This is a genomic window from Klebsiella sp. 10 (assembly GCF_018223925.1).
Classification (GTDB): Bacteria; Pseudomonadota; Gammaproteobacteria; order Enterobacterales; family Enterobacteriaceae; genus Klebsiella; species Klebsiella pneumoniae.
Map to the genome: position 1 here is coordinate 1 of NZ_JAGRRB010000028.1, position 23,547 is coordinate 23,547.

Here is a 23,547-nt window from a genome sequence, read left to right on the forward strand (position 1 = left end):
GGCCGGGTAAGGCGCAGCCGCCACCCGGCGGAAATGCCGCTACGTTAACCCTTATTTCTCAGGCTCCTGCGGCGCGACGGCCGGGGCGGCGTACCAGGCTTCCTGCGGCACCACTACCGCCGCTTTTGGCTGCATCACAAAGTTCGGCGACATAATCTGCACGCCGAATTCGTTAAACACATCAATAATGCTGCTATGCAATGCGTTGCGGCCATCCGGCAGCTTGGTTGTGGGGAGTAAGCGCACCTGCAGCTCATACGAGGTATACCAGTCGAGCAATCCCAGCTTACGCACCACCGGCGCAATTTGCTGATCGACCCCGGAGGTGCGTCTCGCCGCCAGCTCCAGCAGCGCATGGACCTGACGCCACGGCGTATCGTAGCCAATGGTGACGCTGGTGGTGAGGTTGACTCCACCGTCGGCGCTTTCGGCGCTGAGATTAATAATTTTCCCGCCCACCACCACCGCGTTCGGGACGGTAACGATGTAATTTTCGCGGGTGAGAATTTTGGTCGCCAGTACGCCAATCTCGCTGACCTGACCCTCATTATCGGCGAGGCGGATCCAGTCGCCTTTGCGCAGCGCCCGAGAGTAGATCAGCACCAGGCCGCTCATCGCATGGGTCATCACCCCGGTTGACCCGAGGGTCAGCATCAGGCCGAAGAACACGCTAATGCCTTTGAAGGCGAGGGAGTTGGCGCCGGGAAGGAACGGGTAGGCGGCGGAGAGGGCAAACAACCAGATGACCACCGAGATAAGCCGACGGGTGGCGCTAACGGTCTCCGGATGAATGCCGGGAATCTGAATGCGGCCGGCGGCGACCTGGTCGAGAACCACCTTCACCAGGCGAATGATAAGCCAGGTGAGAAGGAAAATAAGCACCACGATCATCAGCCCCGGCAGGGAGGCGACAATCGACAGAGAGAGGTGGCGGATCACCCCCAGCGACCAGTCGCCCAGCGATTCGCTCCACACCCGCGTCCAGGGAAACAGGCTGAAGGCCCAGCTCAGCCAGAGATAACAGGCCAGCATGCCGAGAAGGATGACCAGCACAGCATAGAGTCGAACTTCAATATTGCCGAGATAGCGCCGCCAGTGCTGCGGTATGGCGCTACGTTTTTCGAGGATCCGCAGCAGGAAAAAACGTCGCACCCGCCGCCAGGCGCGGAAGGCGCCGTAGTAAAACAGCGCCAGCAGCAGCGCCCCGGCCAGGGCTTTACCGGCGGAGATGAACAGATAGCGGTTGTTGAACTGCTCCTGGAGGCTGGTGCGCTGGGCTTCCATACGCGCCAGCACCCGCTGGGCTGCCTGGTCGAGGGTTAAATCATCGCCCTCGTCGAGATCCGCCTGGCTCAGCAGCAGCACCGGTTTGCCGTTCATCAGAAACAGTCTGCCTGGCTGACCATAGCGGATAACCGGCACGACCCGCAGCGGCTGGCGAATATCATCTTCGGTGAAGGCGCGCAGGGCGCTACGGGTGCGCAAAACGCGCTCTTCGGGCGTGGTCTGGCCAAAGGTGGCCTGCAACATGACGACAGGTTTGTGGAAAATCGTGACCGTGCGTGCCTGCTCGCGCGCGGTTGGCTGCTGTCGCGGTTCGGCGGCCAGCGCCGGCTGGAGCACCAGCAGCGCCAGCGCCCAGAGGATAACGATGCTCATCCTGTTCATTGAGGCACCTGAGATAAGAATTATTGTTATTTTTCAGCAAAAAACGGAGGGCTTGTAGTTGAGCATAGCCTAGTGCGAAGTGAATTCAAGCTGGGGAAACGCGGACATAAAAAAGCCGTCGCCCAAACGGCGACGGCCTGATATCAGCGTCAGAGGATAGCGTTAGCCGTGCTGTTTACAGCCCGTGCACTGCTTATTCTGGATCTGCTGGAAGAAGTCGTTGCCTTTATCATCGACGAGGATAAACGCCGGAAAATCTTCCACTTCGATTTTCCAGATAGCTTCCATCCCCAGTTCCGGATAGGCCACGCACTCGAGGCTCTTGATACTCTGCTGGGCGAGCACTGCCGCCGGGCCGCCGATGCTTCCAAGGTAGAAGCCGCCGTGTTTATGGCAGGCATCGGTCACCTGCTGGCTGCGGTTGCCTTTCGCCAGCATCACCATGCTCGCGCCGTGGGACTGCAGCAGATCAACGTAAGAGTCCATGCGGCCGGCAGTGGTTGGGCCGAGGGAGCCGGAAGCGTAACCGGCTGGCGTTTTTGCCGGGCCCGCGTAGTAGATCGGGTGATCTTTGACGTACTGCGGCAGCGCCTCGCCGTTGTCGATAAGTTCCTTCAGCTTGGCGTGGGCGATGTCGCGGGCCACGATAATGGTGCCGTTAAGGCTCAGGCGGGTGGAGACCGGATGTGCCGACAGCTGCGCCAGGATCTCGCTCATCGGCTGATTCAGGTTGATGCTTACCACTTCGCCTTCGCCGGCCTGACGCAGATGTTCAGGAATATATTTTCCCGGATTGCTCTCCAGCTTCTCGATCCAGATACCGTCGCGGTTAATTTTGGCTTTGATATTGCGGTCGGCGGAGCAGGAGACACCCATGCCGATCGGGCAGGAGGCGCCGTGGCGCGGCAGACGGATCACCCGGATATCGTGGGCGAAGTATTTCCCGCCAAACTGCGCGCCGAGGCCGAGGTTCTGCGCTTCCTGCAGCAGCTCTTGCTCCAGCTGCACGTCGCGGAACGCCTGACCGTGTTCGTTGCCTTCGGTCGGCAGACCGTCGTAATAGCGGGTCGAGGCCAGTTTCACGGTCTTCAGCGTCGCTTCCGCCGAGGTGCCGCCGATCACAAACGCGATGTGGTACGGCGGGCAGGCGGCGGTGCCGAGAGTGCGCATCTTCTCAACGAGGTAGTTTTTCAGCTTCGCCGGGGTGATCAGGGCCTTGGTCTCCTGGTACAGATAGGTTTTGTTGGCGGAACCGCCGCCTTTCGCCATGCACAGGAACTTATATTCTTCACCGTCGACGCTGTAGAGATCGATCTGCGCCGGCAGGTTGGTGCCGGTGTTAACCTCTTTATACATATCCAGCGGCGCGTTCTGTGAGTAGCGCAGGTTATCTTCGGTATAGGTGTTGTAAACGCCCTGCGCCAGGGCGGCTTCATCGCCGCCGCCGGTCCAGACGCGCTGGCCTTTTTTCCCCATGATAATCGCGGTGCCGGTATCCTGGCAGGTCGGCAGCACGCCCTTGGCGGCAATTTCCGAGTTGCGCAGGAACTGCAGGGCGACATATTTATCGTTATCGCTGGCTTCCGGGTCGAGCAAAATCGAGGCGACCTGTTGCTGATGGGAGACGCGCAGCATAAAGGCGGCGTCGTGGAAGGCCTGCTGAGCGAGCAGGGTCAGCGCCTGCGGCTCTACTTTCAGGACCTGCTGGCCGTCAAATTCGGCGACGGAGACGTGCTCTTTGCTGAGCAGATAGTATTCCGTATCGTCGTGCGCCAGCGGAAACGGATCCTGATAAACAAACGGTTTAGTCGACATAGTCACTTACTCCATAAAGATAAAAACCGCCGGGGTAGTCCCGGCGGTTATGAATCAGAACATCATGGACATCCACGGATAGCCAATCAGCAGCAGGGCGGCCAGGAAGATGGCGCCAAAGATGGTGCCGAGGCGCCAGTAATCTTTGGTCGGCAGGTAGCCGCTGCCGTAGTAGATTGGGCTTGGGCCAGTACCGTACGGGGTGATGATCCCCATCACGCCCAGCGAGGTGACCATCAGCAGGACAAACACTTCCATATTCATTCCCGGGATAGTCGAGGCAATGGTCAGCATGGCCGGCAGCAGCGCGGTGGTGTGCGCGGTGGTGCTGGCAAACAGATAGTGCAGCAGGTAGAACGCCAGCAGCAGGACGATGGTCGCCATCCCCGGGGAGATGCCGCTCATCAGCGCGCCGCCCTCTTTACCCAGCCAGGCGATAAAGCCGGTGGAGGAGAGGCCGTCGGCCAGTGCCACCAGGGTGGCGAACCAGACAAAGGTGTTCCATGCCGCTTTGTTGTTGGTGATATCGCTCCAGGAGAGCACGCCGGTCCACAGCATCAGCACGATAACCAGCAGGGCAGCCAGCGCCGGTTCGATCCAGTCGGCGGCGAAGATCCACATCATCAGCGCGAAGCAGACGAATACCAGCAGCAGAATTTCATTGCGCGACAGTTTGCCCAGTTTTTCCAGTTCACGCGCGGCCCACAGCGGCACTTCGTTATTGACTTTCACTTCCGGCGGGTAGAACCAGTAGGCCAGCAGCGGCATGGCCAGAATCAGCAGGATACCCAGCGGCAGGAAGGCGATGAACCAGGTGCCCCAGGAGATATTGATGCCAACAATGCTTTTGACCAGCGCCAGGGCCAGCAGGTTCGGGGCCAGAGCCGACAGGAACATCGAGCTGGTAATACAGGCGGCGGTGATCGCTACCCACATCAGATAGGAACCGATTTTACGTGCGCTCGGATCGTTTGGCTTTGAACCGTACAGCGGCGGCAGGTTAGCGATAATCGGGTAGATAGTCCCCCCGCTGCGTGCGGTGTTAGACGGCGTAAACGGCGCCAGCAGCAGATCCGCGAAGGTGATGGCGTAGCCGAGCGTCAGGCTGCGACGGCCAAGATATTTCACCAGAATCAGCGCCAGGCGGCGGCCGAACTGCGTTTTATCGTAGCCGGCGGCGAACATGAACGCGCCGAAGATAAGCCACACGGTGGAGTTGCCGAAGCCGCTCACCGCCCACTTAAAGGAGGCGCCAGCCATTTTGAAGCCTGGCGCGGCCATCTGATCCGGGCTGAACAGCAGCCACTGGCTGCACAGGGCAATAACTACCACGCCGGTGATACCGATAACGGCGCCGGGCAGCGGTTCAAAAATCAACCCAACGATCACCCCGACAAAGATAGCGAAGTAGTGCCAGGCGTACGGCGGCAGGCCTTCGGGGACCGGGACGAACAATAACAGCACGGCAACGATAATCGGCAGCGCCATCATCAGGAGAGGTTTTTTATTCGCAGTCGTTGGCTTGACTGCACCGGCAGGCGGTATGGTTGTCTTTTTCTCTTTCATAATGAGTATCTGCAAGTTGTTGAAAATAACGTTTACGCCAGCGTCTTGCTCAGTGGTTTCTTTAATTACAAAAGTTACTTTAGTTTTTATTTTGCGTTTCTGAGTATCGACAGGGCGCTTATTTAACGCGTTTTATGAGGCGTTAAATTAAATTTGTTGGTTATTTATATATTGCGCTTTCAATGGCCGTTGCAATTGATCAAGATCAATAAAAGCCGGTGATTTCACTATTTTTTTATTATCAGTATAACCCTATATGATGAGGTGTTATTTTGGCGAAAATATCGATAGATGTTAAAAGAAAAATGAACAATAAATGCTGAAATTATTTTATATTTTATTATCTTTATGATTTTATTGTATTTTTTGTTGTTTCCTTGTCATTGTCTATGTTAACAAAAGTATCCTAATTGTTATCACGCATTTGTATTATGTAAATGCTATTTATTATTTTAATAATACAATAGAGGTAGCGATGTTATTGCTGGGGTTAAATAGTTTTATAACTAACGTAATTGGTTTAGTAATTAAAAAACGCGCTATATTATTGGCATGACAACAGGAATTAAAAACCAAAACCATTAATGATTCCGTCACCTCATTCTGAGCTTTTAATATTTTAAAATCTGGAGCGTAACTTATGACCAGTAACGAACGTATTTTGCAGCCATTTACTTTACCAAATGGTACCGAGCTGAAAAACCGTTTGCTCATGGCGCCAATGACCACCTGCACCGGTTATTTCGATGGTACTGTCACCAGCGAGCTGGTGGAGTACTACCGCGCGCGCGCCGGAAGCATCGGTACCATTATTGTCGAGTGCTGCTTTATTGATGACTACGGTCTGGCCTTCCCGGGCGCGATCGGCATTGATAATGATGAAAAAATTGCCGGCCTGGCGAAAATCGCTGAGGCGATCAAAGCCGAGGGTTCAAAAGCGATTCTGCAGATCTACCACGGCGGCCGTATGGTCGACCCGCAGCTGATCGGGGGGCGCCAGCCGGTGGCGCCGAGCGCTATTGCCGCGCCGCGTGAGGGCGCCGCCATGCCGCGGGCGCTGAGCGGAGAAGAAGTGGAAGGGATGATCGCCAAGTTTGGCGACGGCGTTCGTCGCGCCATTCTCGCCGGTTTCGACGGGGTCGAAATTCACGGCGCCAACACCTATCTCATTCAGCAGTTCTATTCGCCGAACTCCAACCAGCGCGATGACGAGTGGGGCGGTAGCCGCGACAACCGCGCCCGTTTCCCACTGGCGGTGCTGGATATTACCCACAAAATGGCCCGCCAGTATGCTGACGATGCCTTTATCATCGGCTATCGCTTCTCGCCGGAGGAGATGGAGGTCCCGGGGATCCGCTTTGACGACACCATGTATCTGCTGGAAAAGCTGGCCGCCCGCGGTGTCGATTATCTGCACTTCTCGGTGGGTGCCACCCTGCGTCCGTCTATCGTCGATACCAGCGATCCGACGCCGCTGATCGAGAAATACTGCGCGATGCGCTCTGACACCCTCGCCCAGGTGCCGGTGATGGGCGTCGGCGGGGTGGTGAACGCCGCCGATGCCGAGCAGGGCCTCGATCACGGCTATGACCTGATTGCGGTAGGCCGCGCCTGCATCGCCTATCCGGACTGGGCGTCACGTATCGCCGCCGGCGAAGAGCTGGAGCTGTTTATCGACAGCACCCAGCGTGAAGCGCTGCACATTCCGGAACCGCTATGGCGTTTCTCGCTGGTGGAAGCGATGATCCGCGACATGAGCATGGGCGACGCCAAATTTAAACCGGGGATGTTTGTTGAGACCGTCCACGATGACGCCAATGAGCTGGTGATCAACGTCAGCCTCGAAAATGACCATATTGCCGATATCGAACTGGCGGCGAGCCCGGTCCAGACCGTGGAATTCACCACCAGCTTCGAAGAGATCCGCGAACGTATTCTCACCGCCAATACCCCGCACGTCGATGCCATTTCCGGGGCCACCAGCCAGAGCGAGGCGGTGAAAAAAGCGGTCGCCAAAGCGATGCTGAAATCAAGTAAAGCGCTGGCGGCGGAAGAGGGCGGCAATGACGCCGCGCCGAAAAGCTATGATGTGGTGGTAGTCGGCAGCGGCGGCGCCGGTCTGGCGGCAGCCATTCAGGCCCACGACGAAGGGGCCAGCGTGCTGATCGTCGAAAAAATGCCAACCATCGGCGGGAACACCATCAAGGCTTCCGCCGGGATGAACGCCGCGGAAACCCGCTTCCAGCGCGTGAAAGGTATCGAAGACAGTAAGGAGTTGTTCTATCAGGAAACCCTGAAGGGCGGCCACAACAAAAACAACCCGCAGCTGCTGCGCCGTTTCGTTGAAAACGCGCCGCAAGCCATTGAGTGGCTGGCGGACCGGGGCATTATGCTCAACGACATTACCACCACCGGTGGGATGAGCATTGACCGTACCCACCGTCCGCGCGACGGGTCAGCGGTTGGCGGCTATCTGATTAGCGGCCTGGTGCGCAACATCACCAAACGCGGTATTGACGTCCTGCTGGATACCTCGGTGGAAGAGATCCTGATGCGCGGGGATGAGGTTAGCGGTGTACGTCTGATCAACGACGAAAAAGAGGTCATTGAAGTACAGACCAAAAGCATCGTAGTGGCCACCGGCGGCTTCAGCGCTAACAGCGCAATGGTCGTGAAGTATCGTCCTGACCTTGAAGGCTTCGTCACCACTAACCACAAAGGGGCTACCGGGAGCGGTATCGCGTTGCTGGAACGCATCGGCGCCGGCACCGTGGACATGGGCGAAATTCAGATTCACCCGACCGTCGAGCAGCAGACCTCGTATCTGATTTCCGAATCGATTCGCGGCGGCGGCGCTATTCTCGTTAACCAGCAGGGGAACCGCTTCTTCAACGAGATGGAGACCCGCGATAAAGTCTCGGCGGCGATTATCGCTCTGCCGGAACACTATGCTTACATCGTCTTCGACGAGCATGTGCGGGCGAAAAACAAAGCTGCCGACGAGTACATCGCCAAAGGCTTCGTCACCAGCGCCAGCTCACCGCGGGAACTGGCGGAGAAACTGGGGATGGATTACCATGCCTTCCTCGCCACCCTCGAGTGCTATAACGGGGCGGTGGAAAAACAGCATGATGAACAGTTTGGCCGGACCACCGCGCTGCGCGCGCCGATTAACGAAGGCCCGTTCCACGCCATTCGCATCGCCCCCGGCGTGCACCACACCATGGGCGGCGTGACCATTAATACCGATGGCGAAGTGCTGAATGTGGCGCAGCAGCCGATTCGCGGCGCCTACGCCGCCGGTGAAGTGGTGGGCGGGATCCACGGCGGCAACCGTATCGGCGGTAACGCGGTGGCGGATATCATCATCTTCGGTACCCTCGCGGGCCATCAGGCGGCGAAACGTGCCAGAGGATAACCTGTAACCTTGCTCCTGCCGGGTTGGCGCTTTCGCCGCCCGGCTTGCCCCTTCTAAGGAGAGCCCGATGTCCGATAACCGCGTCTATAGCTACTCCGCCGTGTTGATGGGCTCGCCCATCCTGCTCAAACTCTGTTCCCACGATGAGGCGATGGCCTCCCGCGTATTCCAGCTTATCAAGCGCTACGAAGACCTGCTTACCGTTAACCGCGCCGAGTCGCAGGTGATGGATATCAACCATGCCGCCGGGCGTCATCCGGTCACCGTCAGCCGACCGGTCTTTCAGCTGATCCAGTGCGCCAAAGCCGCCAGCATGGTGCGCGACAGCGCCTTTAACCTCGCCATCGGCCCGCTGGTCAAGCTGTGGCGAATTGGTTTTCACGGGCACAGCGTGCCTGACGCGGCTGAGATCAGAGTCCGACTGACGCTGACCCGCCCACAGGAGGTGATCCTTGATGAGGCAACCTGCAGCGTGTTTCTCCAACAGCCGGGGATGGAGCTGGATCTCGGGGCGATCGCCAAAGGTTATATCGCTGACCGCGTGCGCGATTTTCTCCGTCAGCAGCAGGTGGAGAAGGCGCTGATCAACCTCGGCGGCAATGTGCATACCCTCGGCGAATGGGCCATTGGCCTGAAAAAACCATTTGCCGACGCGCAGGCGATGATCGGTTCCCTGACGGTCAACGGGCAATCGGTAGTCACCTCCGGGACCTACGAGCGCTATTTCGAACAGGATGGCAAACGCTGGCACCATATTCTCGACCCGCGCAGCGGTTATCCGCTGGACAACGAACTCGACAGCGTGACGGTCATTTCCGCGGATTCTTTAGACGGCGACATCTGGACCACGCTGCTGTTCGGCCTCGGCGTGGAGAAGGGCTGCGCAGCGCTGCGTCAGCGGCAGGATATCGACGCGATTTTCGTTACCAAAAATCGCGACATTATTCTCTCATCGCCGCAGCGGCTGCGTTTTGCGCCGCTGGACAGCGGCTATCGGGTTATTGACTGTACTGCTTAAGCAAACTGTACTGTTCGGCGACCAGGCGGTAGCGATAGACCGGCCGCCCGGTAGCGCCGTAGTGGATAGTGGTATAGAGAATATTGATCTGCGCCAGCCAAATCAGATATTTGCGGCAGGAAACGCGGGAGATATTCACCGCCGCCGCCAGCTCATCGGTAGAGAATTCGACATCCGGATGGGCGTCAATCCACTGGCAGAGTGTGCGCAGCGTTTGCGCGGTTAACCCTTTAGGCAGCTTGCGCGCGTCGCTGGCCTCCGGCGCGCCGCCGTGCAGCAGGCGGTCGACATCGGCCTGTTCGTAATAGGGCTGGCCGGTTATTAGCTTGCGCTTCTCCCGCCAGGTGGTGAGCGCCTCTTCAAAGCGCGGAAACTGGAAGGGTTTGATCAGGTAATCGACCACCCCGTAATGCATCGCGGTCTGTACCGTGGCGGCATCCGCCGCCGAGGTAATCATGATAACGTCGATGGCGCGACCCGACTCGCGGATGGTCGGCAGGAGATCGAGCCCGCTGTCCTGCTGCATGTAGACATCCAGCAGCACCAGATCGATCTCCTGCTGCGGATCGTTAATCATCTCCTGGGCCTGACTGAGCGTCGAAGCGCTCCCGCTGCAACGAAAGCCGGGAACCCTTGCCACGTACAGGCGATTCAGTTCGGCCACCATGGCATCATCGTCAACAATTAAAACATTTATCACGCAGGTTTCCTTTTACTATCCCAGGGGAGATGAACAAAAAATTGGGTAAATACGCCGGGTTCCGATTCGACGGCGAGGGTGCCGCCGAGCTCGCGCAACTGCTGGTTGGCAAGAAACAGCCCGACGCCGCGATTCTCGCCTTTGGTGGAGAAGCCTTTGTTAAAGATAGCGTCGATGTTGTTCTCCGGGATCCCCGGCCCATCGTCGCTCACTTCACCGCTTAGCCAGCCGTCCTGGTAGTGCAGCAGCAGGCCGATCTCACCCTCCGCCTGGCCGCTCATGGCGTCCAGCGCGTTCTCAATAAGGTTGCCCAGCACCGTCACCAGCACCGTGACCTGTTTCTCGTTCGGACAATCCGGCACCAGGCTCTCCTCCGCCAGCGTCAGGGTAAAGCCGCACTCTGTGGCGCGCTGAATTTTACTTATCAGGAAGCCGGCCACCACCGGGGATTTAATGCGGTGCTGAATGTCGCCGATGTCCGCCTGGTAGCGGTGGGCGGTCTGCAGCACGTATTCCTCGAGTTTGCCGTAGCTTTTCATATTCAGCAGACCGAGGATCACGTGCAGTTTATTCATAAACTCATGGGAGGTGGTGCGCAGGGCATCCACATAGCTCATCATGCCGTCCAGTCGCTGCAGCAATTGGCTGACCTCAGTTTTATCGCGGAAGGTACAGATGGCGCCGACCACCGCACCCTGGCTGCGAATGGGCACTGTATTGCCGATCAGCAGCAGACCATTGCACCCCAGTTCGCGGTCGTACATTGGCTCGCCGCTCTGCAGTACGGTCTGCAGATCGTCGAGCAGGGGGCTGTGAACGAGAGTCTTATCCGGGCCGGAAAAGAGGATCTCTTCCGCCGCGGGGTTGATGAGATTTACCTCGCCATGGGCATCGACCGCCACCACCCCCTCCTTGAGGGCGTGAAGCATGGCCTGACGCTGCTGAAACTGGGTGGATATTTCGTGCGGCTCCAGCCCCAGCAGCACGCGCTTCAGGCCGCGAACCAGGCTCCAGGTGCCCAGCGCGCAGACCAGCGCGCTGAACAGGATGGTCAGCAGCACGTCCCAACGGCTGTTGGCGATCTGTTCGTCCACTTTACTCAGTGAAATGCCGACCACCACCACGCCGATTTGCTGATGCCGTTCGTTGAACACCGGCGTAAACACCCGTAGCGCCGGGGCCAGCACCCCGTGGTTGATGGCGACATTCTCTTTTCCCTGCAGCGTCGGCTGAATATCGTGGCCGATGAACGGTTTGCCGATGATTGAGCTGTCCGGATGCGAATAGCGAATACCCTGCATATCGGTAACGATAGCGTACAACAGGTCGTTGCGGCGGGTAATGGCCTGCGCCAGCGGCTGAATGATCTGCTGCTGCGGGGGCGCATCCAGTCCGCGCTTCACCTGCGGCATATCGGCCATGGTGCGCGCCACCGCCAGCGCGGTCTCTTTCAGACCGTCGCGGGTGGCGTTGCTGATCTGCATATACCACAAGGCATACACCAGCAGCAGCACGGCGCCGATGACGCTGCCGATCATCAAGGACACGGCGGTGCTCAGCTTTAACGGTAAGGCGCGTTGGCGAACGCGAGGCGGGTGCTCTGAAGCCTTCATGACGACCCCGGGTAGATTCAGTGAAAGATTATTATCGCTGATAGCGCGGCATACATAAAGCCGTGTAATCAAAGCAAAAGGCCGCTTTTGCTACGGCAGACTCCTCCTGCGCGCGGTACACTGCGGCTTTTCGCCACAGGCTTAAGGGAGACACTATGGAACTGGCTTCTCTGGTCCGGGATATCCTCCGGCAGCGGCACGTTGAACGTCTGGCGCAGCATCGTGAACAGGATAATGAAGCGGAAGCAGAGTGGGAGATCGCCCGCTGGCGGCATCGCAGCGGGGTGGTGATCCAGCGCCGCTATGAGCTCGAGATCGCGCAGCAGGATAGCGCATCCTGCCCGGAGTGCTGGATTGACTGGCAGGTTATCGACGCCGCCGGCCAGGAGATCAACCCGATGCGCAAACAGTTTTATAACCTTTGCCAGCAATCCTTCTGGCTGGCTATGCAGGCGGGTGGTGAAGATGAGACCTCAGACAGAATTGCTCAGATAACCGACAATCACCCGTAAACGCGCGTTGGGGACGGTAAACTGTGACCCCGACGGCGGTAAAGCGCAGAACATTCCACTTATAGTGGCGGCAGAGGTTAAATAGTCCTGATGAATATAAGGATATGCATCAGGCCGCTGATTTTGCCGAGATGCGCTTTTTCTGTCGTAAATGGAGGTTGTTATGAGCAGTTCGCTAACCGCGTCAATGCAGGCTCGTCGTCACCCGGAGACCACCCACATCGATCGCCTCGCCACCGCCGATATGCTGGCGATGCTGCATCAGGATGATAAGCAGATATCGGAGGCGGTCGGCGCCTGTCTGCCGGATATCGCCCGGCTGATTGATATCGCCACCGCGACGATAAGCCGGGGAGGGCGCCTGGTCATTATTGGCGCCGGCGCTTCGGGCCGGACGGCCATTGAGGCGGTCAGCGACTATTCGCCGGAAGGTAAACACGCGCTGGTGGGGCTGATTGCCGGTGGGCAGACGACGGCGATGGCCGAGCGGGAGACTGCGGCGAATAATTATGACCTGGGCGCCTTTGAGCTGCAGTCGCTGGACTTCAGCAATCGCGATATGCTGCTGGCGCTGACCGTCAGCGGCAAGACGCCATGGGTGTGGGGGGCGATGCGCCACGCCTGGTCGCTGGGCGCCCCGATAGCGGTCATCACCCAGCAGCCGACCAGCGAGGCGGCGCAGCTGGCGGATATCATTATTGCTCCGCAGACCGGGCCGGAGGCGGTGGCGGGGTTAGCCAATCCGAAGGCTCAGTTGGCCCAGAGGCAGATCGTCAATATGCTGACAACCGGACTCGCCATCCGTGACGGTCGGGTGTACAGCAATTTGCGGGTGGACGTGCAGGCTGACAATTCGCACTGGGCGGAGCGGCAGATAGCGATTGTGATGGCGGCCACCGATTGCACGCGCAGTGAAGCAAAGGCCGCCCTGGCCAGCTGTCATCAGCACTGCCGCACCGCGATCCTGATGCTGCTCAGCGGGCTTGACGCCTGGCACGCGCGGGAGCTGCTAACCAAACATCACGATCATCTGCGTCTCGCCCTGCGTGAAGCCCAGCGTAGCGCTGTCACTCCCGCCCAGTAATCCCTTCTCTGCCAGGCGCGCGATGAGCATGCGCGCCTGGACTTTTGTAATTAAAGAAATTCTTATCTTTTATTTTACCCGGCAATAGATATTGAATCTTCGACCTTATTTTTTATCCGTCTTCGCTCTATTTTTAAAATTGATTTTTTAAGTTAAATAACTGTTTTGTTTAAAATGCGAGAGTGTAAATGATATTTTAAAATAAAGTAAAAGTGCGTTAATATGCTGCCTCTTATGACCGTGTGCTACGTGATAATTCTATTATGCCTGCAATGAAAAAAACGATTATTTCCTTAACCGCATTAGCGATGTTCGTCAGCGCGGCGACGCATGCTGAAGCGGATACCTCGAAAAAAACCGACTTCCTGCTGATTGGCGGCGGGATCATGAGCGCCTCGCTCGGCACCTGGCTGCAGGCGCTGCAGCCGGACTGGGATCTGACCATGGTGGAGAAACTGGACGGCGTGGCGCTGGAGTCTTCCAACGGCTGGAATAATGCCGGTACTGGCCACTCGGCGAATATGGAGCTGAACTATACGCCGGAGCGGGCGGACGGGTCGATTGACGTCAGCAAAGCGCTCGATATTAACGAGCAATTTATGATTTCCCGTCAGTTCTGGTCGGCACAGGTGAAACGCGGTATTTTGCACGATCCGCACTCGTTTATTAATTCCACGCCGCATATGAGCTTCGTCTGGGGTGATAATGTGGATTATCTGCAGAAGCGTTATAACGCGCTGCAGCAGACCACCTTATTCCAGGGGATGAAATTCTCCACCGATCACGCGCAAATTAAACAGTGGGCGCCGCTGGTGATGGAAGGCCGCGATCCGCAGCAGAAAGTGGCAGCCACCTGGACGCCGGTGGGTACCGATGTCAACTACGGCGAAATCACTCGCCAGCTGATCGGCAGCCTGAAGAAAAATAACCACTTCACCCTGCAGACCTCCTCTGAGGTAACGGATTTCAAACGTAATGCCGACAACTCCTGGCACGTAACGATTAAGAATGTGCAGAGCGGGGAAGCGCAGACTATTGACGCCAAATACGTCTTTATCGGCGCCGGCGGCGGCGCGTTGAAGCTGCTGCAAAAAACCGGTATTCCGGAAGCGGACAACTATGCCGGCTTCCCGGTGGGCGGCTCGTTCCTGATGACCGAGAACCCGGCGGTCACTGCGCAGCACCTGGAGAAAGTGTATGGCCAGGCTTCAGTCGGCGCGCCGCCGATGTCGGTGCCGCACCTTGATGCACGTTACCTCGACGGTAAGCGCGTGGTGCTGTTTGGGCCATTCGCCACCTTCTCGACCAAGTTCCTGAAAAATGGTTCGTTCTTCGATCTGCTCAGCACTACCACCACCAATAACGTGCTGCCGATGACCCACGTCGGTCTCGACAACTTCGATCTGGTGAAATACCTGGTTAGCCAGGTGATGCTCAGCGATGATGACCGTTTCGCTGCGCTGAAAGAGTACTACCCGGACGCGCGTAAAGAAGACTGGAAACTGATCCAGGCCGGCCAGCGCGTACAGATCATCAAGAAAGACGCAGAGAAGGGCGGCGTGCTGAAGCTCGGTACCGAAGTGGTGGTCGATCAGCAGAAAACCATTTCCGCGCTGCTCGGCGCTTCGCCGGGGGCTTCCACCGCCGCGCCGATCACCCTGAACGTGCTCAAGCAGATGTTCCCGCAGCAGTTTAACTCGCCGGACTGGCAGAGCCGCATTCACGCTATTGTGCCGAGCTACGGCCAGAAGCTGAACAGTAACGTGGCGCTGACCCAGCAGGTTTGGGATGACACCGCTGCGACCCTGCAGCTGACGAAACCGCCGGTGATCCAGATGCCAGCGGCTGCGCCTACCGCGACCGCCAAGCCGGCAGAGACGCCGCGCGAGGCCTCGCCGCAGCACGATATGGCGCTGTAAAAGCAAACTCGACAGTGAACAAAAGGGAAGACCATGGTCTTCCCTTTTTTGCATTATTTACCGGCTGAGGCCGCGCGCTGCCTGCAACTTTGGCGTCATAAAAGATATACTGGTTTGAATTGAAATAAGAAAATTAAACCAGGAGTGTGGAAGGGCCATGCAAGAGGATATTAACCAGGAGATCACCTTCCGCAAGCTGTCGGTCTTTATGATGTTTATGGCGAAAGGTAATATCGCCAGAACCGCCGAAGCGATGAAACTCAGCAGCGTCAGCGTTCACCGCGCGCTGCATACCCTGGAAGAGGGGGTGGGCTGCCCGCTGTTTGTCCACAAAGGGCGCAACCTGCTGCCGCTGCAGGCGGCGTGGACGCTGCTTGAATACTGCCAGGATGTGATAAGTCTGATGAACCGCGGGCTCGAGGCGACGCGCAAGGTTGCAGGCGTCGGTCAGGGGCGGTTGCGCATCGGTACCCTCTATTCTCTGACCCTGGAAACCGTTCCGCGCATCATTATGGGGATGAAGCTGCGTCGCCCGGAGCTGGAGCTGGACCTGACGATGGGTTCAAATCAGATGCTGCTGGATATGCTGGAAGACGATGCCCTCGATGCCATCCTGATCGCCACCAACGAAGGGGAGTTCAATAATACCGCTTTCGACGTGGTGCCGCTGTTTGAGGACGATATTTTTCTCGCCGCCCCGGCGACTGAACGGCTGGATGCCTCACGGCTCGCCGATCTGCGCGATTACGCCGACCGCAAGTTTGTTTCGCTGGCGGAGGGGTTCGCCACCTATGCCGGATTCCGGGAAGCATTCCATATCGCCGGCTTCGAGCCGGAGATCGTCACCCGGGTGAATGATATCTTTTCGATGATAAGCCTGGTGCAGGCTGGCGTCGGTTTTGCCCTGCTGCCGGGGCGGATGAAGAAAGTGTATGAGAAGGATGTACAGCTGCTAAAGCTGGCGGAACCCTACCAGATGCGCCAGCTGATCTCTATCGTCTATTCGCACCATCGCGAACGCGATGCCGACCTGCTGGCGCTGGCGGCGGAAGGACGGATGTACGCCCGCAGTATTAATCGCTAAGCCGCTGCGCCAGATGGCGGGCGACGTCCAGGCCGCTGCGCTCCAGCGCAATGGTCTCCCCGCGCCAGCCCGCCTGGCGGGTCAGGCAGGTGAGTACCCCGCCGGGGGGCATCTCAATGGCTAAGCGCGCATCGCGCTCATCGGCGGCGACCATCGCCTCCTGCCAGTGGACCGGGCGCGCCATGTTCATCGCCAGATCGTCGGCGATCCGCTGCGGATCCCATAGCACGCGCGCCGTCGAGCCGCTTAAATAGGCGCACCGTGGGCGCCTTAAGCTGGCGCCGGCAAAAGCTTTCGCCAGCTCAGCGGCGGGTTTATCCAGCAGCGCGCAGTGCGACGGGACACTGACCGCCAGCCGCTGGGCTTTACTGGCGCCAGCCCGCAGCGCCAGCTGCGCCACCTCGGCCATTGCCTCATCACGGCCCGCAATCACGAACTGCGTTTCGGCGTTCAGGTTGGCGAGATAAACCTCGTGGCCCTGCATCAGCGCCTCAACCCGCGGGCGGGTCAGGCCCATAATCGCCGTCAGTCCGTAACCTTCAGGATACGCCTGTTCCATTAAGTCCCCGCGCAGGGCCACCAGCCGCAGCGCGCTGGCGAAATCGAGCGCGCCGGCAATCACCGCGGCCGGAAACGCGCCGATGGACAGGCCGCTGACCATCTGCGGATCCACGCCCTGACGCTGTAGCTCGCGCGCCCAGGCTACCCCGGCGATCAGCAGACAGAGCTGGACCGCACGGGTGTGTTGTAGCGCATCGGCGCTATCGAGGGTATCGACTTCATCCCCCAGCACGGCGCGCGCCTGGGTGAGGATTGCCTCGCGATCGGGGATCATCGCCAGCATGCCGGGACGCTGGCCGCCCTGACCGGGAAAGGTAAATAAAATCTTCATTATTCCTCCCTGTGCCACGGCGTCGCGGTTAAGCGCGCGCCGCGGGACGTTTTCAGCAGCGCGCGCCCGTCGCGCAGCCATTCATTAAGGGCGAAGGCGCCGTACGGCGTTTCGACCTGGGTATCAGCGCGGCATGGGAGTTGGGCCACCCGGGTCTGCCATTCCAGCAGCGCCTCGCGGTCCAGCGGCTGTGGCGCGCGGATCAGCAGATCCAGATCGCTGGCCGCATGCAGCACCGGGATCTCGGTTGCCAGCGCGTAGCCGGTACTGCCGGTGACGCCCCAGCCCCAGGGCCAGCGGTGTAAGGTGAGGGCGATAGCCCCCTGGACCGGCGGCTGCGAGACAAACGGCGAGCAGAGTAATGCTTCGCGCTCGACAAGCATCTCCGGGGTGACGCTGCGCACGATATTGCGCGCCTGTACCCAGCCGGCGGCGCGCTGCTCGCGCTTCATGCCCCGCACCCCAACCGGGACGCGGGCCTGGTCGTCAACGTCGCGCCTCACCACCACCGGCAGCGCGGCTCGCCACTGCTGAGCCACCCACGGCTCGGCAATGTCTTCCAGGGCGCTGGCGTGGTTTAACCAAACTAAATCGTGGGGACGCGGCGTTGCTGACATGGTTTACAGTCCTGAAGTCAAAGAGATAAACAGCGGTAGCGACAGGATACACAGAACCGAGCTCAACAGCAGCACGGCTTCAGCATCCGGAGACTGGACGCCGAAGCGGTTGCCGAAGACCACGCCGAAGAAGCCGGCGGCCAGGGCTATCATCAGGATCGCGGTAATGGCAATGGAACCGTGCAACCCAAGTAACATCACCAGACCCCAGGCAATAAACGGCTGCACCAGCAGTTTCACGATGGTTGATGTAGCGATCAGTGCATTGAGCTGCAGTTTACGCGCCGACAGGATCACCCCGGTGAGGAACAGCGCGGCGGCGGTGGCAGCCAGGCCCAGCGGTTTTATCGACGCCAGCAGCAGGTCCGGCATTTTAATGCCGATCGCGGAAAGCACCACCCCAAGCAGCGGGCCCCAGACGATCGGTTTTTTCACCGAACGCCACATCAGCACCGGCAGCATCGCCAGCGTAGAACCGCTGTTTTCTCCCGCGGCGCGGGCTTTTTCACGTTCCAGAATCAGCAGGCAGAACGGGGTCATCAGCACCGAGCCGCAGGCGATAGAGACCGCTACCGACAGTGAGGTTGACGCGCCTTCACCCAGTACGCTGCCGAGGATCGGCAGACCTAACGCGGCATAGTTTGGCAGGGCGACGGTGAGGGTCAGCACCGCGGCATCCTGCGGCGTGCGTTTGAACACGCTGGTGGCGAGGAAGTAGATCGCGGCATAGGTGATCCACATCGCGCCGGTCAACACCAGCACCAGCGGCGACTGGGCGACGATCCCGGCCCACGGCGTTTGTACCGTCGCGCTAAACAGCGTGGCGGGTAAGGCAAAATCCATTACAAAAATATTAAGCAGCGAGACGTTTTTGTTATCTACCATCCCGGCCTTACCGGCCCAGAAGCCCAGCAGCATGATAACGAAAATCGGGGCAAGAGCATGAATAATCACATAAGTCATAAATCACCTGTAAATAAGATAGAGTACTGGCGCGATTGTTATTTTTTCTAAAAGCCGTCCCTACCCGGCGCGGTTATTACGCGCTCCGGGGGACGGCTTCCGGCAGGTTTTCTTCTACTACTTACGTACGAACGTCTTACCAGCTGGCGCGCATGCGATCGCGGACCAGCTGCGAGCTGCGGCGGTTTTCCGCGCCCAGGCGGCACTTCAGTGAGGCATCGGTGCGCGCATCAGCGATGGCGTCGCGCAGCGTGTTGCTGACCAACGACAGATCGTGGTCGTCAGGGGCATCCGGATTATTAATATCCAGCAGGGCGGAGAGCAGGCCGAGCGTCGCATAGTTGCTGACGTCGTAGGCCATTGGCGGAATGGTAGCCGCCAGTTTCTCCAGCGCCTCTACGGTACGCAGCGTAATGCGCGCCGCCGACGCTTTACCCATCGCGTGGACCAGCACGCCGCTATCGTTAAAGGCGATCAGGCGGTTGGCCTGGTAGCCGTGGGCCAGAAACGCCCCGGACATCGCTTTGCCGACGATCAGGCCAATTACCGGGTGGCCGGCCAAACGGGCTTTGGCATAAGCGCCAGCCGCCCCGGCCAGCGCCTGGTGAATGCCGAAAGCTTCTTCGCGGCGGCCATAGGCCTGGCTTGGCACATCGATCACGGCGACGATCGGCCGTTTGACTGGCTGGTCGGCGTCGGCGGCAATGGTTTCATTAACCACTTTCGCCAGCGTCCAGCCTTCCAGCAGGCCGACTTCGCCGCCGGCGGCGCGCGGGTAGTGGTTGTTAGCATCCGGGACCACGGCGATAAAACGCACGTTTTCGCCATTAATATGGCCGTCTGCCACCTGGACGGAAGGGCACAGGCCGCTCATCAGCGGCGCGTCGGGCGCCAGTTTGTTCAGCCACAGCGCGGCGCGGTTTGGGAACTGACTCATTATTTATCCTCCCGGGCAAAAAGCTGTTTAATCTGCGCGGTATCCGCCTGCTGGCGGGTGTCGAACTGGCTCAAGCGCCGCAGATAATCGTCATAGTTGTCGCTGCGGTGCTGTACCGGTACGCCTTTGGCGATCGCCTCATTCATTGCGGTTTTAACGGCGTTAACGCCATCGCTAACCAGCGCGTCGACCAGTCCGCTGGCGGCGCGAATTTCGCCGCCGGTCATGCTCCAGATAAACGGCCGGTTGCGGGAGTCGTACTCTTCAATGCCGGCTTCCTGCTCGATAACCTGCGGGCCGTTGAGGCCGAGACGGGCTTCACGAGTGACGATAAGGTAACTGCACAGCGCGGCGGCGATAGACATACCGCCAAAGCAGCCGACGGTGCCGGCGATGATGCCGACCACTGGGGTGTAGCGGCGCAGGTCGACAATCGCGGCGTGAATATCGGCGATGGCGGCCAGACCGAGGTTGGCCTCCTGCAGACGTACGCCGCCGGTTTCGAGGCACAGCACCGCCTGCGTCGGGATACCGTTGCGGTTATCTTCCGCCGCCAGCTCCAGCGCGGCGGCCATTTTGGCGCCGGACACTTCGCCCATACTGCCGCCCTGGAAGGTGCCCTCGATGGCAATCACCACCGCAGGCTGGCCGTTGATCGTGCCTTTGGCGACCACCATACCGTCATCGGATTGCGGGACGATGCCCTGGGCGCCGAGCCACGGCGACATAATACCGTCAAACGGATCCAGCAGTTCGCGGTAGCTGCCGTCGTCCAGCAGGGCGTGGGCGCGTTCGCGAGCGCGCAGTTCGATAAAGCTGCGATCGTTACGCATGAGCGGCCTCCTCAAAAACCTGTTCAATACGAATACGGGCGACGCCCGGCGTGGCGCCGAAGTCGTGGATAATCAACTGCCCGGCGGGCAGGCCGTTGATCAGGTTCAACCTGTCGAACAGCGCCTGCCAGCGCGCCTGGCTGTTATCCACTGAGGTGGTGATCTGTACGTTGAGCGTGGCGCTCTGTGCGGCGGTATAAAGTACTTCCATATCGCCTGAACCCACGACTCCTGCCAGCGCTCGGCCGCTCAGGGCGCGGCTGGCAGGAAATGACAATGTAATCTGTTCCATAACATCCTCTGAATGCGTTAGCCGGCAACTCTGTCGAGAAACAGGGTGGCGGCAAGGAGATCGGCGGCGCCTCCCGGCGAGGCGTTTAGCGCCAGCATGATTGCGTCCAGGCGGGCCAGGGCGGCGCGCCCGGCGAAACTGGCGCAACCGCCAGCCGCCAGCACCTCACAAGCGCCTTGCTGCATGGCCTGCAGCCCGGCCATACCGGCGCGCGACAGCACGCAGGTATCGCTCAGCGAGGTCATGATGGCCATCAGCGCATCAAGCTGCGCCTGCGGCTCACTGGCGCCTCGCGCCCGGCTGTGCTGCAGTTGCGGCAGCGCCAGGCGGGTGATATGCGGGAAACCACACTGCGCTTCCTCGCGGGCGCCTGGCACCTGCCAGCGGCGGCTGGCGCGAAGCCCTTTACTAAAGCTTTTCGGCGCGAAGCCGTCGGGCAGGCGGGCGAGGGCGGCGGCGGCGTCGGCGATCGCCTGTGACTGACCCTCTCCACCCAACATCGCCACCGCGCTGACCAGCAGGCCTAGCGCCCAGATAGCGCCGCGGTGGGTGTTAACCCCCCCCGTCGCCAGCATCATCTGCGCTTCGCCTTCGCGGCCAAGGCGGCCGACGGTTTCGCGCAGGGCGATGTCCGCCGGGCGACGCCAGCTTTGCTCGGCCAGCGCGTGAAAGGTCGGCTGCAGGCTGCGGGCGGAGCGCTCCATCAGCGCCAGATTCAGGTCCTGATGCGCGCCGTTGCCGCGGCTATCCACCAGACCCGGTTTCGGGCTCAGACGGGCTTCGTCAATCAGACAGGCGCTGGCGGTATGCGCCAGCCAGCTGACGCGGCTTTCTGCGTGCAGGGGGGAGAGATTTTTCATTACCAGCTCCGGAATTTTGCCGGTGGGTTGTACAGTCCGTCGGACCACTCCACCAGGTCGGCGACGCTGCCAGCGGCCAGCAGGGAGCGGGTGGCATCGCTGCGGCGAATCCCGAGATCTTCCGGGTAGACCACTTTGCCGCTCTGACGCAGCGCGGCGACGCGTTTGGCGTCCACACCAAGGCCGATATCGGTGATCCCGGCCACCGCGGCGACCATCGCCCGGCGCTCTTCAAGGCTCTCCGCACGGTACAGGTAGGCGATACCCTCTTCGGTCAGGACGTGGGTGACGTCATCACCATAAATCATTACCGGCGCCAGCGGCATGCCGGAGGTTTTCGCCACCTCAACTGCATCCAGCGTCTCAACGAAGGTTGGTTTCACGCCGGCCTGGAAGGTTTCGACCATCTGCACCACCAGCTTTTTCCCGCGCTGCATCGGGTCCGGCTCGGTGATCATATTGAGCCATGCCGGGGTGGCGTGGCGGCGACCGTGCGGGTCGTGGCCCATGTTCGGCGCGCCGCCGAAGCCGGAAAGACGGCCGCGGGTGACGGTCGAGGAGTTAGCCAGACCATCCACCTGCAGGGTTGAACCAATGAACATATCTACCGCGTACTGGCCCGCCAGCTGGCAGAAGGCGCGGTTAGAGCGCATCGAGCCATCCGGGCCGGTAAAGAAGATATCCGGGCGGGCGCGGATGTACTCTTCCATCCCCAGTTCGCCGCCGAAGCAGTGCACGCTCTCCACCCAGCCGCTCTCGATGGCCGGGATTAAGGTTGGATGCGGATTCAGGGTCCAGTGTTTACAGATTTTGCCTTTCAGGCCGAGCTGCTCGCCATAGGTCGGCAACAGCAACTCGATGGCGGCGGTATTAAAGCCGATACCGTGGTTAAGCGACTGCACCTGATGTTCCGCATAGATGCCCTTGATCGCCATCATCGCCATCAGTATGTGTTCTTGCTTAATCAGACGCGGATCGCGGGTGAAGAGCGGTTCGATAAAGAACGGCTTGTCGGCAACAACCACGTAATCGATCCACGAGCCGGGAATATCGACGCGCGGCAGATCGCATTCGTCGTCCACCAGTTCGTTGACCTGGGCTATCACAATGCCGTCGTGGAAGGCGGCGGCTTCGACCAGCGCCGGGGTATCTTCGGTACTTGGCCCGGTGTACAGGTTGCCTTTACGGTCCGCTTTATAGCCGGCGATCAGCGCGACGTTTGGCGACAGATCGACGTACAGGCGGGAGTAGAGTTCAATATAGGTATGGATGGCGCCGATTTCGAGCAGGCCATCTTCCAGTAGTTGCGAAATGCGCAGGCTCTGGGTGCCGGAGAAAGAGAAATCCAGCTTGCGGGCAATACCTTTTTCAAACAGGTCCAGATGCTCGCTGCGCCCGACGCTGGGCATAATCATATGCAGGTCGTGGATTTTTTGCGGATTAACTTCCGCCAGCATGCGCGAGAGGAAATCGGCCTGTTTCTGGTTGTTGCCTTCCAGCACAACCCGGTCGCCGGGGGCGAGCAGGTTTTCCAGTACGCTGACCAACTGGTCAGTCGGGATGACCTTACCTGGCATGTTCGCCTCGGCCAGCCGCCGCTGTTTTTCCGTTCGGCGACGGTTCCAGACCCGCCCCGTCGTTTGTTCGGCATTCATTAATAACCTCCTGATTCGACAAATCGTTTTGTTTGTCCTGGTGGAGATTAGTGTGCGACGCGAGGCTATGAGCATCAATTAAGCGCGGTGGCCGATCGTTA

Annotated in this window: 19 protein-coding genes; 6 read left to right on the forward strand and 13 right to left on the reverse strand. The window is 59.3% G+C overall.

From position 1 onward, the window contains the following. Window positions 1–51: 51 nt before the first annotated feature. From KHQ26_RS25150 to KHQ26_RS25160, 3 genes are all read right to left on the reverse strand, one after another. Entirely contained in the window at window positions 52–1,668 is a 1,617-nt protein-coding gene (locus tag KHQ26_RS25150) for a mechanosensitive ion channel family protein (protein ID WP_020803874.1), read from the reverse strand. Between the two features lie 162 nt (window positions 1,669–1,830). Beyond that, window positions 1,831–3,483: a class I fumarate hydratase FumA gene (gene fumA, locus KHQ26_RS25155; protein WP_020803872.1), complete on the reverse strand. Its 1,653-nt coding sequence runs from the start codon at window positions 3,481–3,483 to the stop codon at window positions 1,831–1,833. A 54-nt stretch (window positions 3,484–3,537) separates the two neighbouring features. After that, window positions 3,538–5,049: an anion permease gene (locus KHQ26_RS25160; protein WP_004148278.1), complete on the reverse strand. Its 1,512-nt coding sequence runs from the start codon at window positions 5,047–5,049 to the stop codon at window positions 3,538–3,540. 640 nt (window positions 5,050–5,689) lie between these two features. On the opposite strand from KHQ26_RS25160, the gene KHQ26_RS25165 reads away from it, so the two are divergent. Both KHQ26_RS25165 and KHQ26_RS25170 read left to right on the forward strand, forming a co-directional pair. Next, entirely contained in the window at window positions 5,690–8,467 is a 2,778-nt protein-coding gene (locus KHQ26_RS25165) for a flavocytochrome c (RefSeq protein WP_004152245.1), read from the forward strand. Window positions 8,468–8,534: 67 nt separating this feature from the next. Beyond that, on the forward strand, window positions 8,535–9,485 hold the full coding sequence (locus KHQ26_RS25170; RefSeq protein WP_020803870.1) for an FAD:protein FMN transferase: 951 nt from the start codon (window positions 8,535–8,537) through the stop codon (window positions 9,483–9,485). On the opposite strand, the gene dcuR is transcribed toward KHQ26_RS25170, so the two are convergent. Both dcuR and KHQ26_RS25180 read right to left on the reverse strand, forming a co-directional pair. Next, entirely contained in the window at window positions 9,466–10,185 is a 720-nt protein-coding gene (dcuR, locus tag KHQ26_RS25175) for a two-component system response regulator DcuR (protein WP_004176303.1), read from the reverse strand. The genes KHQ26_RS25170 and dcuR overlap by 20 nt on opposite strands. Beyond that, window positions 10,182–11,798 carry a sensor histidine kinase gene (locus tag KHQ26_RS25180; protein WP_032410301.1) on the reverse strand — a complete coding sequence of 539 codons (1,617 nt, stop codon included), beginning with the start codon at window positions 11,796–11,798 and terminating at the stop codon, window positions 10,182–10,184. Before KHQ26_RS25180 ends, dcuR begins: the two co-directional genes overlap by 4 nt. 155 nt (window positions 11,799–11,953) lie before the next feature. Between KHQ26_RS25180 and KHQ26_RS25185 the strand changes: the two genes are divergently transcribed. The 4 genes from KHQ26_RS25185 (at window position 11,954) to KHQ26_RS25200 (ending at window position 16,397) form a co-directional block, all read left to right on the forward strand. Further along, window positions 11,954–12,310: a hypothetical protein gene (locus KHQ26_RS25185; RefSeq protein ID WP_004176301.1), complete on the forward strand. Its 357-nt coding sequence runs from the start codon at window positions 11,954–11,956 to the stop codon at window positions 12,308–12,310. A gap of 163 nt (window positions 12,311–12,473) precedes the next feature. After that, window positions 12,474–13,394, forward strand: a complete 921-nt coding sequence (locus tag KHQ26_RS25190) for an N-acetylmuramic acid 6-phosphate etherase (protein ID WP_004183912.1) — start codon at window positions 12,474–12,476, stop codon at window positions 13,392–13,394. 308 nt (window positions 13,395–13,702) lie between these two features. Beyond that, on the forward strand, window positions 13,703–15,313 hold the full coding sequence (gene mqo / locus KHQ26_RS25195) for a malate dehydrogenase (quinone) (RefSeq protein ID WP_266097861.1): 1,611 nt from the start codon (window positions 13,703–13,705) through the stop codon (window positions 15,311–15,313). A 157-nt stretch (window positions 15,314–15,470) separates the two neighbouring features. Beyond that, window positions 15,471–16,397, forward strand: coding sequence for a LysR substrate-binding domain-containing protein (locus tag KHQ26_RS25200; protein WP_002903632.1), 927 nt, complete (start codon window positions 15,471–15,473; stop codon window positions 16,395–16,397). Here the strand turns inward: KHQ26_RS25200 and mdcH are convergent. The 8 genes from mdcH to mdcA form a co-directional block, all read right to left on the reverse strand. Next, window positions 16,387–17,289 carry a malonate decarboxylase subunit epsilon gene (mdcH, locus tag KHQ26_RS25205; protein ID WP_015874762.1) on the reverse strand — a complete coding sequence of 301 codons (903 nt, stop codon included), beginning with the start codon at window positions 17,287–17,289 and terminating at the stop codon, window positions 16,387–16,389. The genes KHQ26_RS25200 and mdcH overlap by 11 nt on opposite strands. Next, on the reverse strand, window positions 17,289–17,906 hold the full coding sequence (locus KHQ26_RS25210; protein ID WP_004183919.1) for a malonate decarboxylase holo-ACP synthase: 618 nt from the start codon (window positions 17,904–17,906) through the stop codon (window positions 17,289–17,291). Before KHQ26_RS25210 ends, mdcH begins: the two co-directional genes overlap by 1 nt. Before the next feature lie 3 nt (window positions 17,907–17,909). Beyond that, window positions 17,910–18,869: an AEC family transporter gene (locus KHQ26_RS25215; protein ID WP_004148291.1), complete on the reverse strand. Its 960-nt coding sequence runs from the start codon at window positions 18,867–18,869 to the stop codon at window positions 17,910–17,912. Between the two features lie 136 nt (window positions 18,870–19,005). Next, the gene (gene mdcE / locus KHQ26_RS25220; RefSeq protein ID WP_020803866.1) at window positions 19,006–19,806 is read right to left on the reverse strand and encodes a biotin-independent malonate decarboxylase subunit gamma; all 801 of its coding nucleotides are present in this window, start codon (window positions 19,804–19,806) and stop codon (window positions 19,006–19,008) included. Then, window positions 19,806–20,639: a biotin-independent malonate decarboxylase subunit beta gene (locus tag KHQ26_RS25225; RefSeq protein ID WP_029497221.1), complete on the reverse strand. Its 834-nt coding sequence runs from the start codon at window positions 20,637–20,639 to the stop codon at window positions 19,806–19,808. The genes mdcE and KHQ26_RS25225 overlap by 1 nt, the downstream gene beginning before the upstream one ends. Further along, entirely contained in the window at window positions 20,632–20,931 is a 300-nt protein-coding gene (gene mdcC, locus KHQ26_RS25230; RefSeq protein ID WP_004143106.1) for a malonate decarboxylase acyl carrier protein, read from the reverse strand. Before mdcC ends, KHQ26_RS25225 begins: the two co-directional genes overlap by 8 nt. A gap of 17 nt (window positions 20,932–20,948) precedes the next feature. Beyond that, complete coding sequence (locus KHQ26_RS25235) at window positions 20,949–21,791, reverse strand: triphosphoribosyl-dephospho-CoA synthase (protein WP_004143107.1); 843 nt, start codon at window positions 21,789–21,791, stop codon at window positions 20,949–20,951. Beyond that, window positions 21,791–23,446, reverse strand: a complete 1,656-nt coding sequence (mdcA, locus tag KHQ26_RS25240) for a malonate decarboxylase subunit alpha (protein WP_004176297.1) — start codon at window positions 23,444–23,446, stop codon at window positions 21,791–21,793. The genes KHQ26_RS25235 and mdcA overlap by 1 nt, the downstream gene beginning before the upstream one ends. Window positions 23,447–23,547: the final 101 nt, after the last annotated feature.

Excerpts from the sequence above, each read along its gene's own strand:
- KHQ26_RS25150 (WP_020803874.1), bottom strand. The coding sequence starts at position 1,668 with ATGAACAGGATGAGCATCGTTATCCTCTGGGCGCTGGCGCTGCTGGTG.
- fumA (WP_020803872.1), bottom strand. The coding sequence starts at position 3,483 with ATGTCGACTAAACCGTTTGTTTATCAGGATCCGTTTCCGCTGGCGCAC.
- KHQ26_RS25160 (WP_004148278.1), bottom strand. The coding sequence starts at position 5,049 with ATGAAAGAGAAAAAGACAACCATACCGCCTGCCGGTGCAGTCAAGCCA.
- KHQ26_RS25165 (WP_004152245.1), top strand. The coding sequence starts at position 5,690 with ATGACCAGTAACGAACGTATTTTGCAGCCATTTACTTTACCAAATGGT.
- KHQ26_RS25170 (WP_020803870.1), top strand. The coding sequence starts at position 8,535 with ATGTCCGATAACCGCGTCTATAGCTACTCCGCCGTGTTGATGGGCTCG.
- KHQ26_RS25180 (WP_032410301.1), bottom strand. The coding sequence starts at position 11,798 with ATGAAGGCTTCAGAGCACCCGCCTCGCGTTCGCCAACGCGCCTTACCG.
- KHQ26_RS25185 (WP_004176301.1), top strand. The coding sequence starts at position 11,954 with ATGGAACTGGCTTCTCTGGTCCGGGATATCCTCCGGCAGCGGCACGTT.
- KHQ26_RS25190 (WP_004183912.1), top strand. The coding sequence starts at position 12,474 with ATGAGCAGTTCGCTAACCGCGTCAATGCAGGCTCGTCGTCACCCGGAG.
- mqo (WP_266097861.1), top strand. The coding sequence starts at position 13,703 with ATGTTCGTCAGCGCGGCGACGCATGCTGAAGCGGATACCTCGAAAAAA.
- KHQ26_RS25200 (WP_002903632.1), top strand. The coding sequence starts at position 15,471 with ATGCAAGAGGATATTAACCAGGAGATCACCTTCCGCAAGCTGTCGGTC.
- mdcH (WP_015874762.1), bottom strand. The coding sequence starts at position 17,289 with ATGAAGATTTTATTTACCTTTCCCGGTCAGGGCGGCCAGCGTCCCGGC.
- KHQ26_RS25210 (WP_004183919.1), bottom strand. The coding sequence starts at position 17,906 with ATGTCAGCAACGCCGCGTCCCCACGATTTAGTTTGGTTAAACCACGCC.
- KHQ26_RS25215 (WP_004148291.1), bottom strand. The coding sequence starts at position 18,869 with ATGACTTATGTGATTATTCATGCTCTTGCCCCGATTTTCGTTATCATG.
- mdcE (WP_020803866.1), bottom strand. The coding sequence starts at position 19,806 with ATGAGTCAGTTCCCAAACCGCGCCGCGCTGTGGCTGAACAAACTGGCG.
- KHQ26_RS25225 (WP_029497221.1), bottom strand. The coding sequence starts at position 20,639 with ATGCGTAACGATCGCAGCTTTATCGAACTGCGCGCTCGCGAACGCGCC.
- mdcC (WP_004143106.1), bottom strand. The coding sequence starts at position 20,931 with ATGGAACAGATTACATTGTCATTTCCTGCCAGCCGCGCCCTGAGCGGC.
- KHQ26_RS25235 (WP_004143107.1), bottom strand. The coding sequence starts at position 21,791 with ATGAAAAATCTCTCCCCCCTGCACGCAGAAAGCCGCGTCAGCTGGCTG.
- mdcA (WP_004176297.1), bottom strand. The coding sequence starts at position 23,446 with ATGAATGCCGAACAAACGACGGGGCGGGTCTGGAACCGTCGCCGAACG.